Source organism: Planococcus plakortidis, from assembly GCF_001687605.2.
Lineage (GTDB): Bacteria > Bacillota > Bacilli > Bacillales_A > Planococcaceae > Planococcus > Planococcus plakortidis.
This window is the reverse complement of record NZ_CP016539.2, coordinates 259,159-271,375: the sequence shown is the minus strand read 5'-3', so window position 1 is coordinate 271,375 and position 12,217 is coordinate 259,159. Positions and strand designations below refer to the sequence as shown.

Genomic DNA, 12,217 nt, shown 5'->3' with positions numbered 1-12,217 from the left:
GATTGTCCCCTTAATTATAGCAAGGATGGCGCTTTTGCAAGTTAAATCTAGGTTAAAAAATGTTATGGTTTTGTAAATTTTTGAGTTTCGCCACAATTGGTACATGATCTGAGGCTTCGCTGGCAATTGTCCAGGCCTCTATCGCCTCGAAATGGGCATCATGGAAAATATAATCGATTTTTTGGCCATGGTCGCCTTGTTTCTTATACGTATCCGGGTAAGGGCCAGAACCGAACGCATTGTAGAAATGCTTCGAGAATCGCTGGATGTGGCTGGTTGAAGGCGCGGCATTGAAATCCCCCACCAGCAATTGAGGCAAGGGGTTGTCGGACGTTATAGCGATGATTTCCGTCAAGCTGCGATCCACTTCCTCGTCAATCAACGACAGGTGCGTATTATAGAACGAGAATCGCCGCCCTTCCACTTCGATGACCGCTTCGAGCATTCCGCGCGGCTCGAATTCCTCCGGGTGCACTTCGACAGCGCTTAAATCATGGTTTTGGGACGACACGATCGGATAACGGCTTAAAATGGCGTTGCCGTATTCACGCTTCGGCCGTGCACCGCCCGCTCCCCTGTCGATTAAGTTCGGCCCGTATGCCATGTGCATGCCGAGCCGCTTCGACAGCCATTTCGCCTGATCCAAAAACCCGCTGCGCGAGGAAAAATTGCGGTCCACTTCCTGTAAACCGGCAATATCCACTTTTCCCTGCTCAATCGCTGTTGCCGTCAGTTCAAGGTCCAGCTCTCCATCGATCCGTTTGCCTGAGGCGATATTAAAGCTCATCACTGCCAGCATCTTCCCCACCTCCTCGTTCGCTTGTTCCCGTTTACTTCCATTCCCCAGCCCAGCTGGATAAAACCAAAAAAAGCCCGCAAGCAAGCGGGCCCCTGTTCATCCATTCAATTTATCCGTATAGGCAATGATCGCATCCCGCAAATATTGCGCTGCCCCTTCGCCTGCTTTTTCATAATAGGCCGCGAAGCGTTCATCCGCGACATACATTTCCGCGAGTCCTGCGTGCGCTTTCGGATTGTAGCTGCCCCAGGTATACCCGAGCCACTGCCGGTGCAAATCGGCCACTTCCTGCCCAGCATTCCCTTCCGGTTCGCCGCCTTTCAGCGCTTCCCCCAGCTTCTCCAGGACCTCCTGCTCGAGACGCTTGAACGCTTCGTATTGCTCTTGGTTCATGCCGAGCATTTTGGCGTTTGACCGGTCGACTTCCGCATCGCCATATTTCTCGCGGATCTCTTTTCCGTAAGCCGCTTCATTGTCCTCAACCAGCTGCTTCTTGAATCCTTCGAACTTTTCATGGTCTGCCATTTGGCTCTCCCCTTTTTTTGCGGAAATGGTTTTCTCCACATTGCTAATCAAAAGGTCCAGGCGGCTGCGTTGTTCAAGCAATTGTTCCCGCTGCCCGAGCAATGCCCCGATTTCATCAAAATCCGGATCATCCAATAGCTTCGCGATGTCGTGAAGCCCGAATCCGAGTTCGCGGTAGAACAAGATGAGCTGGAGCCGGTCGATTTCCGGACGCCCGTACATCCGGTAACCGGACTCATTTTTTTGCGGCGTCAATAAACCGATCGAATCGTAATAGCGCAAGGTCCGCGCGCTCACGCCGGCAAGCGAAGCCAATTTCTGCACTGTGTACATGCCGCCACCTCCTGATGACTTCATCTTAAACCTTGACGCAGCGTCAAGGTCAAGAAAAACATTAGGTCAATTGCTGCTCGGCGAATTCGCGATACAGCGCATGCTTCCCGGTTAACTCCCGGTGGTTGCCGATGCCCGTGACCCGGCCCTTTTCAATGAAGATGATTTGATCGGCATCGACGATCGTCGACAGGCGGTGCGCAATGACCAAAGTCGTCCGCCCTTCCATCAAGCGGCCAAGCGCCTGCCCGACGATGCCTTCGGACTGGCTGTCGAGGCTTGCGGTCGCCTCGTCCATCATCAATAATTTGGGGTCGCGCAAAAATGCGCGGGCGATGGCAATGCGCTGCCGTTGACCGCCGGACAATTTCACGCCGCGCTCCCCGACTTGTGTGTCCAATCCGTCGGGGAACGAAGCGATGAACTCCTCAGCATAGGCCATGCGGGACACCCGCCACAATTCTTCATCCTTATAGCGGCCGGCATCCGGCAGGCCGTAAGTCAGGTTCGCACGGATCGTCCCGCCCATCATGGCGCTTTCCTGGGATACATAGCCGATCTGGTCGCGCCAGGAAGCGATGGCCACGTCGCTGATCGGTACCTCGCCGATGGTAATCACGCCTGCAGTCGGTTCATAAAAGCGCTCGATCAAGCCGAAAATGGTCGTCTTGCCCCCGCCGCTTGGCCCCGCAAACGCAATCTTTTGGCCCGGATGCGCTTCAAACGAAACATCCTGCAGCACCGGCTCGCCGTTTTCATAGGCAAAGCTGACGTTTTCTAGTCGCAGCGTTTTGCCGCTGATGTCCATCTCCATGCCCTGTTCTTGTTCTTCTCGCGGCAACTCCAAAATATCGATGATGCGTTCCGTCGCCCCTTTTGCTTTCTGCAATTCCGTAAAGAAACGCGCAAATGTCGCGAGTGGCACGATAATCTGGAATAGATAGAGAAGAAAAGCGACCAAGGATCCGGTCGACATCGACCCTTGCGATACACGGATGCCGCCGTAGCCGATGATCATCACGATGACGACCATGACAACCAAATACATGAGCGGGCCGATCAAGGCATAGACTTTCGCTTCCCTCATGCCAAGCCCGTATAATTTCTGGATGCCCGACAACCCGCGCTGTTCTTCCACCGGTTCCGCAGTCGACGATTTCATCAGGCGGATTTCCCCAAGCGTCTGCTGGACGTCGCCCGTGAACACGGCCGTCTCGTCCTGCAAGCTGCGGGAAATCTTCGCCATCTTGCGGCCTAGCGGAATCATGATGGCGATTGTCAGCGGTACGGCGAGCATCATGATCAAGGTCATTTTCCAATCGAGCACCAGGAGAATCACCACAGCCCCGATGATCGTAATGATGCCGGTGACAAAATTCGGGAAATGGTCAGTGATGAGATTCCGGACGATGCCGGTATCGTTGACGACGCGGCTCACCGTCTGGCCGCTTGCGTGCTGGTCGAAATAGCCGACACGCAACCGCAGTAAATGAAGCCACATGCGCTCGCGCAACCCGGCCACGATGCGCTGCCCGACCATGCTCAATAAATAAATCGATACGCAGTTGATGACTGCCTGCACGATGAAGGCAGCGGCAAGTGCCGCAATCAAACCTGCGCTTAACGTTTCCACTGAAAAGCCGTCCACCAATTCCCTTGTCAACAACGGGACCAACAAGCCGACGATGGTTGTGATTAAACTGGTCGCCAATCCGAAAACGAGCGCCCATTTCGGGATCTTAATCGACGTGAGAAGCGTGAAAAACGGCTTGATGCCTTGTTTTTTCTGACTTGGTTCCATAACTCCATCTCCTATCTATCCAGTCGGACGATTTACGAAGCGGCAATTTTCCGGTCTTTCGGCAAAGCGAGGCCGACCAGCCCGAGAATCGGCAATAAGGAAATGATGATCATCGTTTCGTAGACGCCAATCGAATCCATCAACACCCCGATCGCGACAGATCCGATGGCGCCCATGCCGAATGCCAAACCGACCGTCAGCCCGGACATCGTGCCGATCCTGCTCGGGACGAGTTCCTGGGCGTAGACGACCATGACGGAAAAGCTCAACATGAGGAAAAAGCCCAATACGGCAAGAATGAGAGCGACGATCGGCAAGGCGACATATGGCAGCACAAGCGCCAGCGGGATCGGCACAAGCAATGACAGCACGATTACACGCTTGCGGCCGATGCGGTCGGCGAGCGGGCCGCCGAAAAAGGTCCCGAATGCCCCGATTCCGAGAAATAGGAAAATGAACATTTGACCTTGTTGGATTGTCACGCCATAATTATCCATTAAATGGAATATATAAAAACTCGTGATCGTCGTTATGTAAAACGTGCGCGCGAAAATGATCAACAACAGCAAGGTCAAGGCGGTGCCCACTTGCTTTTTGGTCAAAGGCGGCAAGGAAGACAGCACCGCTTTTGTCACTTTCTCCAATTTATCGCGTTCCAATTGCGCCTTGTACCAGGCGGAAATTTTGGATAGCACGAAAATGCCGATTGCCGCAACGAAGAGAAACAGCGCCGCGCCCCGCTGCCCGAGCGGCACAAGGATAAAGGCACTGATCAAAGGCGCCAATGCTTGCCCGGAGTTGCCGCCGACTTGGTAAATCGATTGCGACAAGCCGCGTCTCGAACCCGCTGCCATATACGACACGCGCGAGCCTTCCGGATGGAACACCGCAGAACCGAAACCAAGGAAAATGACCGATAACAGGATGAGCCAATACTCCGGCGCAAAGGCCAGGCCTGCGATCCCGATAAACGAGAACACCATGCCGAGCGGCAACGCGTAAGGCATCGGCTTTTTATCGCTCGCAAACCCAATCACCGGCTGCAGGACAGACGCCACCATATTGAGCGCAAACGCGATTAGCCCGAGCTGGGTGAAAGTCAGGCCCAAATCCTTCTCCAAAATCGGGAACATTGCCGGAATCACTGCCTGCAAGGAATCGTTCAGTAAATGCACACCGCCAATCGCGAACATCACCGGATACACCGGATTGCCCGCGAGCGAAGATGAGGAAATTGCTTTTGCCATAATGCTCCCTCCAAATTTGCTAACCATATTATTTTCCATTATAAACCAATAAAAAGCGCAGATGCACATTCAACTTGGAATGCCCATCTGCGCTCTTTGTTTCTGCCTATGAGCCCGCCTTACAGTAAACGCAGGAACAATACTTTCAGGTAATCGCCTTCCGGGAATCTTCTGTCGACGTGGAAATCCGCCGGCAGGCTATACGTCTCCACCACTTTGTATTTTTGGTTTCGATCCTTGAATGCTTTATCGATCATTTGGGTGAACTTCTTCATATTGAATGAAGCGCTGTTGGTCGAAGCGACAATCAAGCCGCCCGCTGCCGTGATATCGATCGTTTCTTTCATCAAATTGGTGTAGTCTTTCGCTGCGCTGAAGACATGCTTTTTTGAGCGCGCAAAGCTTGGCGGATCGAGGACCACTACATCAAAGCTCAAGTTCTTGCGCTTCGCGTATTTGAAATAATTGAAGACGTCCATGACCAGAATGTCCTGCTCGTCAAAATCGATGCCGTTGATGCTGAACTGCTCGATCGTTTTCGCCGAGCTGCGCTTCGCGAGATCCACGCTCGTCGTCTTGTCCGCCCCGCCGAGCGCCGCTGCTACAGAAAAGGCTCCGGTATAGGAGAAGGTATTCAGCACGGTCTTGCCTTCCGCATATTTCGTCCGGATCGCCTGTCGCACATCGCGCTGGTCTAGGAAGATGCCGGTCATCGCCCCGTCGTTCAAGTACACCGCGAAGTTCATGCTGTTCTCTTGGACTATCAATGGGAATTCGCCGCGCTCTCCGGATACGAAATCATCGTCTTCGATGTATTGGCCTTTCGTATCGAAACGTTTCTTCTCGTAGATTCCGGTGCAGTCCGCTACATTCTCCAAAGCGGCCACGAGGTCTTCACGGAATGAATAGACGCCTTCACTATACCAGGACAGCAAATAGAATCCTGCGTAATAATCGATCGTCAATCCGCCGAACCCGTCCCCTTCGCCGTTAAAGACGCGGAACGCGGTCGTCTCCGGATTGTGGAAGAATTTCTCGCGGCGGCTGAATGCCAATTCCAGCTTGCGCTCGATAAAGGCCTGGCCGACCGCTTCGTCCTGATTTCTCGTCAAGACCCAGCCGGCGCCTTTGTTCTGCTCGCCGTAATAGCCCGTCCCGAGATATTCCCCGTCTTTATCGACCAGTCGCAGCAAAGTGCCTTCCGGTGCATCGATTTCGCTCATCAATCCATCTTTCGTGATGAGCGGAGAGCCTTTCGCCAATTCATTTCTCAAACTGTCCTTCACTGTTGCCGTCAATTCGTTTCTCACAATTCCTCATCCTATCTATGCCGTTGCATTTTGCATTATAATCAGTGTAAAGGAAATCTATCGCCCTGCCCACTTTCAAACGCCTTTTTCAATGAATTGGATACGGAAAGGAGGAGCCGTCGTGAAAAAGAAGTTCTACGTCTACAACATCCTGCTGACAAACGGGGACATGCTAGAAGGCATCCGCATTGAAGGTGCGCTTGAAGACCATTTCATCGGCATCGCCGTCAGCCTGCTTCCGGTCGAAGATGCAGCGGGCAAGACGCTTGTCTTGAATCTGTTCCACATCGTGCGGGCGGAGCTTGTGCGTATTGAGGAAGCTTAATGAAGATATTTGGAGTGTGATTGCGGAAATGTGTTTGCTGTTATAGGAGCTTCAGGTTAGTAGTCGCCACCGGGCTTTGGGTTGGCCTCTTGCCATAAGCCAGGAAGAACACTTGTCTTACGGCGTTGGCTCACCCTCGGCGCTCGGCGGCTAAAATATTCCATTTATCTCCATACGTTTATTTAGATCGACTTCTTTAGTCAGTTACCGGCTAGCGGGGGAATCGCTTCCCGAGATATGTTTGAAGCAGCTAGTGAGAGTTTACGTGTTGAAGTGTCTCAGCATTCTATTTGTGCTTCATCTTGTTATCTGCCGCCATGCTTTGGGTTGGCCTCCTGCCATAAGCCAGGAAGAGCACCTGTCTTACGGCGTCGGCTCATCCTTTTACGCTCGGCGGCTTGGTGATCTCATTAAGTAGAGTGTGTTTAGGTAGATCTGCTTCTATACCCAGTTGCCGGCTAGTGTGGAAATCGCTTCTTGAGATGCGCCATCTGACAAATAGGTGCTTGAATTGAAAATCATACTCTCTTTGATCCAAACGATATGAGCTACAAAACATGATGCATTTCCACGCTTCTCTTTAAATGAACTGAAGAAACGATCGCTCACTCTAAAACTAGAGACGGAGTGGAAGGGGTGAATGGATGGCGAGTCCATTCATTTGCGACGCATCTGCGTAGCAAATATTTTTTTGCGATGCCCGAACATAGTGAGGGTTGAGCAGATGTGGGAGCAACGGTTCTACTGCGATGTTCGAACGCAGTGAGAATTGAGCAACGCGTATCAAGCGATGCTCAAACACAGAGAAATTCGGCACATTGGCCGGGCACCCGCCCCATCTCCGGGCAGCTGAAAGCGCGACGTCCTGTCGCATCAGCTGCATGACTCGCATCCTGCGAGCCCCAAGCAGCCCCCTGCAACGCAGTCGAAAAGCGCAAACTTCTCCAATCACTCCTTTCCATTCCAAGTATTCTAATTTCTGGCTTCAATAGCTCTCTCGACAGAAAAAAGCGCTCCGCGCAATGCGGAACGCTTTGTAGCCATTGGTTATTCTTGCACCCATTCCCAGGCATCGTTCATTTCGTCGAGCTTGAAATGGCGCGTTTCCAAGCCGTCTGCAAAGCCTTGCCAGCCGTTCGCTGCCGAAGTCCAGTCCTTTTCGCTGATGACCGCGAACTTGCGTGCCTGGCTCCAGCTTTCACGGTCGATGTCCGCACTGTCTGCCGCATCGAATAAGGTGGAATCTTCCACTTTGTAGATGATTGCGTACATGTTGAAATGCCCTTTTTCGCCCACTTTCTCGCGGATGACGTGATCCAGTTTCTCGACGTCGGCTTTGCTCGCACGCCCTTCCACTTCAATCGCGATTGTTTCGATGTCTTTGCTCGGTACGATGGATAACATGTCTGTTCACCTCTCCTTTATCCAATCCCAGGCCTGGTCCATCTGGTCCATCGGAAAATGTTCAGCTTGTACGCCCGGGAGTTTATCGATTACGCCCGATGCCTTATCCATCCAGTTTGTTTCACTGACGACCGCAAGTTTATTGTACTGGCTCCAGCGCTTGGCATCGACGGCCAACTCTTCGAACATGGCGCCTGCTGTCGGGGCATCAATTTCGTTGATCACGGCATAGACATTGAATTTCTCATCATTGCGGAATTTGTCGAACACGACATTGTCGAATTTCTCCAAATCCCCTTTCGTCACTTTGCCTTCCACTTCAATGGCCAAAGTTTGTTCGTCTTTGCTGGTGAAGAATGATAACATGGCGGCTCCTCCTTAAAGTTTCCTGATAATGCTGTTATTCCCTTTAGACCACGCATCAAACTGACATTCGCAAATCACGGTTTTGGATATATCGCATTCTGCATTTTAATGGACTGCAGATTAGTGTATAATGGAATCAGATAATTTCGAAAGGAGATTTACTATGCCGATTCCTGTAGACCATGCAAAACCGGTACGCGTTTCTGCTAAAGAAAGTGCCCATCTGCAATTGCAGCAATGGATTATCGATGGCACCCTGCAGCCGGGCGAGAAACTGGTCGACACCGAACTTGCTGAAGCGCTCAATTTAAGCCGGACGCCGATTCGTGAAGCCCTGCAACTTCTTGAAGTCCAAGGGTTCATCGAAATGTTTCCCGGCAAAGCGACACGCGTGACGGATATCCATATCGAAGACATCAAACACCTCCTGCCCCCTCTTGCCGCGCTCCAAGCGCTTGCCGGTGAACTGGCCATCCCTAATTTGACGCCTGAGCTTTTTGGCTTGTTGGAAGAAACCAACCGGAAATTTGCGCGTGCCATCCGCAACAACGATTCCTTCTCTGCTTTGAAGATCGATGAAGAATTCCATCAGATCATCGTGGACGCGGCCGGAAATCCCTATATAGATTCCATGCTCGGCCAGCTTCAATCACACGTCCGCAGACAATTTTTCCACCATTCACTCGTATTGACGATGCGTTCCCATGACGAGCACATCGAAATCATCGAAACATTGAAAGCTGGGGACGGCGAGAAGATTTCACATCTGATGAAATCCAACTGGGTCCGCACCATCGAAGACCTGACCGCTTCCAAAGGCATTTAAAAAAGCTGTTCCACAACGTGTCCGGCACGTTAGGGAACAGCTTTTTTTATCGGTTTGTAAAAGCCGGGGATTTCGCTTCCCCGCGGCTTCTCAAGCGGACCGCCACGCCTGAAATGAGGATAGCGGCCAAAGCCGGTACCAGCCAGCCAAGCCCATCAGCGTATAGCGGCAGGACTTCCGAATAGAAATCGATGACGCTCTGCAGCCAAGTTGGGTTGGCCACGCCAAGCGATCCTGTCAAGGTCTTCAACCCATCGACGATGGCGATGAAGAACGTCACGCCAATCGCCGATACGTAGACGATGCGGCTGTGGTTGAAAAGAGGCGACAAGAAAGCTAGCATGATTAGGACGATCGCGAGTGGATACAAGAACATCAATACCGGAATCGAATACGTGATGATGTTCGACAAGCCCGCATTGGTGACGACCAATGAAAACACGGTGAAGATAAAGACATAGGTGCGATAGCTGATGCCAGGGGTCAGCTTATGGAAAAATTCCGCATTGGCGACAGTCAAGCCGACTGCTGTGGTAAGGCACGCCAAGGTGATGATCACAGCGAGCAGCAAAGCGCCGAATGTGCCGAAGTAATGGCTCGAAGCTCCGCTCAGCACGGATCCCCCTGTTTCCAAGAGGCCGAGCTGGGATGTGCTTGTGGCACCAAGGAATGCGATGCCTGAGTACACGACCGCCAACAAGGCGGCCGCGACAACGCCACTGCGAAGTGTAGCTTTCAAGATGCCTTTGGGAGAAGTGACGCCCATTTTCCGCACGGCAGAAATGACGATGATGCCGAACACGAGGGAAGCGAGCGCGTCCATCGTATTGTAACCTTCCGTAAACCCGGTCAAGAAGGCACCGCTTGCGTATCCTTCCTGGGCAGGGCCAGCCTCGCCCATCGGAGAGAAGAACGCCGCAACCAGAAGAATGCCGAGTACCACCAAGATGGCTGGCGCCAAAAATTTACCGATACTTTCGACCATTTGTGTCGGATTCAACGACAACAATAAAGATACGGCAAAAAAGATGATTGAAAACACGATCAATCCAGCCGTCATCGACACTTCGCCGAGGAATGGCACGATTCCCACTTCATAAGAAACGGCTGCCGTTCGTGGCAACGCGAAGAATGGCCCAATTGTCAAATAAAGCGCTGCCGTGAACAATAAGCCGTAAACCGGATGCACGCGGCTCGAAAGATCTTGCAAGTCCCGGCTTTTCGAGAAGCCGATGGCCAAGATGCCGAGAAGCGGCAAGCCGACGCCTGTGGTCAAGAAACCGGCCATCGCCATCCACACATTTTCACCTGCATATTGGCCGAGTTGTGCCGGGAAGATTAAATTCCCTGCCCCAAAGAATAATGCGAAAAGCATGGTGCCGATGATAAGATACGCCTTCATCGATAATTTGCTGTCCATACATATTAACTCCTTTACTTTTTGAATATTCATTCTTTTTTATCCTGAAATACTATCAACAAATAATTGTATGCGATATATTGCATAAGGTAATACTACAACATCCTCTATAAAATGCAAGTATTAAATTCTTATTTTCGGAAAATTTCATCATTACGGTAAAACCTTTTTACAGAGAGCTTTCGCGCTATAACATTTTCTTCCTTTCCTTACAGTTCTTCCGCCTCTTCCCCTGAAAATCCGGGCTCGCTTTTCCATCCTATTGCTGTAAAATATCTACATATATGAAGACGTCCATCGTTTTCCAAACTTACCGGGAGGCGGAGGTATCCAATGAAAATCATACGCATTGTCTTGCAATTGCTTGTCCTTTACGGCTTTTTACTGATCGGCGAAGCCATTCAGGCCTTATTCAATTTGCCGATGCCAGGAAGCATCATCGGCTTTTTGCTGTTGTTCAGCGCGTTATTGCTGAAAATCTACCCACTCGAGTGGATAGACGCCGGCGCCACTTTTCTATTGAGCTTTCTTTCCTTATATTTCATTCCGGCGACGGTCGGCGTGGTTGACTACGGCCCCTTATTTTCCGGAAAAGGCGTGTTGTTGCTGCCGATCGTGGTCATCAGCACACTCATCACGATGGGGGCTGCCGGGCTCGCAAGCCAGCACATCGCCACTCGCATCGCAGCGCATAAGGAGGAATCGTAATCATGGCATTCACTCCTGCAGCTCTCATATTTTCCATGCTGACTGTAGCGACTTATGTCGTCGCCAATTTCCTGTACCTGCGCTTTCGCAAAACGCCTTTGAATCCCGTCCTCACCGCGACGGTAGCGCTCGTAGCCATTTTGATCCTGTTCGATATTCCGTATGAAACGTATATGGAAGGCGGCGAATGGGTCGCAGCCTTTCTCGGCCCGGCTGTCGTCGCGCTTGCCGTCCCACTTTACAAACATCGGGAATTGCTCCAGAAAAACCTGGTTCCGATCGCTGCCGGGATTATCGCCGGCGTCATTGCAGGGCTCGTCAGCGGTACGCTTTTTACGCGCTGGCTCGGCTTCACGGAAGAATTGATTTTGACAGTCTTGCCGAAATCATTGACTACGCCTGTCGCCATGCAAGTCGCGACGACCATCGGCGGCATCCCGTCGCTGGCTGCCGTGTTCGTCATGGTTGCCGGGTTCACGGGGATTCTGCTCGGCCCGTATTTATTGCAAATATTGAAGCTTGATTCCCCTATCGGCCGCGGCATCGGCCTCGGCGCTTCTGCCCATGGGCTTGGCACCGCGAAAGCATTCGAATACGGCCCGGAAGATGCTTCGATGAGTTCAGTGGCGATGACCTTGGCCGCCGTTCTGGGCGCATTGCTCAGCCCGCTTGCTGCTTGGCTCTTGCTTTAGACTGCTTTCAGGCGCAAATACCATCATTGCAATTCAATCACTCAAAAAAATCCCCGGTGCACCGATGCACCGGGGATTCTCTATTTTACAGCCACTTGCCAGGACACGCCGAAGCGGTCATTGCACCAGCCAAATTTCCGGCTGAAGCCGTAATCGCCAGGTTCCATCAGCGCTTTCCCGCCTTCGCTCAAAGCATTATAAACTCTATCGAATTGCTCTTCATCGTCCACTTGGACAAATAGCGAGACAGCTGGCGTAAAAGTGAATTCATGCGGAATCGGGCTATCGATGCACATGTATTCGGTGCCTGCCAATGTAAAGCTCGCCTGCTCTACTTTGCCATCGTCCCGATGCGTCACTGAATCGATTTGGGAATTGTCGAAAATGGAGGTGTACAGTTTCATCGCCTCTTCTGCCTGCCCTTGGAACAATAAAAATGTCGTAATCGTTTGAGTCATGTG

13 protein-coding genes are annotated in these 12,217 nt (G+C 51.7%); 4 read left to right on the top strand and 9 right to left on the bottom strand.

Translation table 11 applies throughout. From position 1 onward, the window contains the following. Positions 1 to 52 precede the first annotated feature (52 nt). The 5 genes from BBI15_RS01455 to BBI15_RS01435 form a co-directional block, all read right to left on the bottom strand. Positions 53 to 799, bottom strand: coding sequence for an endonuclease/exonuclease/phosphatase family protein (locus BBI15_RS01455; protein WP_068871586.1), 747 nt, complete (start codon positions 797 to 799; stop codon positions 53 to 55). 96 nt (positions 800 to 895) lie between these two features. Next, a complete protein-coding gene (locus BBI15_RS01450) occupies positions 896 to 1,657 on the bottom strand; it encodes a MerR family transcriptional regulator (protein WP_237150896.1) in 762 nt (253 codons plus the stop codon). 61 nt (positions 1,658 to 1,718) lie between these two features. Further along, positions 1,719 to 3,458 (bottom strand): ABC transporter ATP-binding protein, encoded by a 1,740-nt coding sequence (locus BBI15_RS01445; RefSeq protein WP_068871582.1) that lies wholly within the window; start codon positions 3,456 to 3,458, stop codon positions 1,719 to 1,721. Between the two features lie 32 nt (positions 3,459 to 3,490). Further along, entirely contained in the window at positions 3,491 to 4,705 is a 1,215-nt protein-coding gene (locus BBI15_RS01440) for an MFS transporter (protein WP_208599439.1), read from the bottom strand. Positions 4,706 to 4,824: 119 nt separating this feature from the next. Beyond that, complete coding sequence (locus BBI15_RS01435) at positions 4,825 to 6,015, bottom strand: class I SAM-dependent rRNA methyltransferase (protein ID WP_068871581.1); 1,191 nt, start codon at positions 6,013 to 6,015, stop codon at positions 4,825 to 4,827. Between the two features lie 121 nt (positions 6,016 to 6,136). On the opposite strand from BBI15_RS01435, the gene BBI15_RS01430 reads away from it, so the two are divergent. Further along, positions 6,137 to 6,340: a hypothetical protein gene (locus BBI15_RS01430; RefSeq protein WP_068871580.1), complete on the top strand. Its 204-nt coding sequence runs from the start codon at positions 6,137 to 6,139 to the stop codon at positions 6,338 to 6,340. 1,047 nt (positions 6,341 to 7,387) lie between these two features. Here the strand turns inward: BBI15_RS01430 and BBI15_RS01425 are convergent. Together BBI15_RS01425 and BBI15_RS01420 are read right to left on the bottom strand one after the other, a co-directional pair. After that, positions 7,388 to 7,744 (bottom strand): SpoIIAA family protein, encoded by a 357-nt coding sequence (locus BBI15_RS01425; protein WP_068871579.1) that lies wholly within the window; start codon positions 7,742 to 7,744, stop codon positions 7,388 to 7,390. Between the two features lie 6 nt (positions 7,745 to 7,750). Beyond that, complete coding sequence (locus tag BBI15_RS01420) at positions 7,751 to 8,110, bottom strand: SpoIIAA family protein (protein ID WP_068871577.1); 360 nt, start codon at positions 8,108 to 8,110, stop codon at positions 7,751 to 7,753. Between the two features lie 163 nt (positions 8,111 to 8,273). Here BBI15_RS01420 and BBI15_RS01415 point away from each other — a divergent pair, with 163 nt between their 5' ends. After that, entirely contained in the window at positions 8,274 to 8,936 is a 663-nt protein-coding gene (locus BBI15_RS01415) for a GntR family transcriptional regulator (protein WP_068871575.1), read from the top strand. Between the two features lie 46 nt (positions 8,937 to 8,982). Here the strand turns inward: BBI15_RS01415 and brnQ are convergent, their stop codons facing one another. Beyond that, positions 8,983 to 10,356: a branched-chain amino acid transport system II carrier protein gene (gene brnQ / locus BBI15_RS01410; protein ID WP_068871573.1), complete on the bottom strand. Its 1,374-nt coding sequence runs from the start codon at positions 10,354 to 10,356 to the stop codon at positions 8,983 to 8,985. A gap of 333 nt (positions 10,357 to 10,689) precedes the next feature. Here brnQ and BBI15_RS01405 point away from each other — a divergent pair, with 333 nt between their 5' ends. Both BBI15_RS01405 and BBI15_RS01400 read left to right on the top strand, forming a co-directional pair. Beyond that, the gene (locus tag BBI15_RS01405; RefSeq protein WP_068871571.1) at positions 10,690 to 11,064 is read left to right on the top strand and encodes a CidA/LrgA family holin-like protein; all 375 of its coding nucleotides are present in this window, start codon (positions 10,690 to 10,692) and stop codon (positions 11,062 to 11,064) included. A gap of 2 nt (positions 11,065 to 11,066) precedes the next feature. After that, positions 11,067 to 11,756, top strand: a complete 690-nt coding sequence (locus BBI15_RS01400) for an LrgB family protein (protein WP_068871569.1) — start codon at positions 11,067 to 11,069, stop codon at positions 11,754 to 11,756. Positions 11,757 to 11,836: 80 nt separating this feature from the next. Here BBI15_RS01400 and BBI15_RS01395 read toward each other — a convergent pair whose 3' ends face one another. After that, positions 11,837 to 12,214, bottom strand: a complete 378-nt coding sequence (locus BBI15_RS01395) for a VOC family protein (protein WP_068871567.1) — start codon at positions 12,212 to 12,214, stop codon at positions 11,837 to 11,839. Positions 12,215 to 12,217 lie beyond the last annotated feature (3 nt).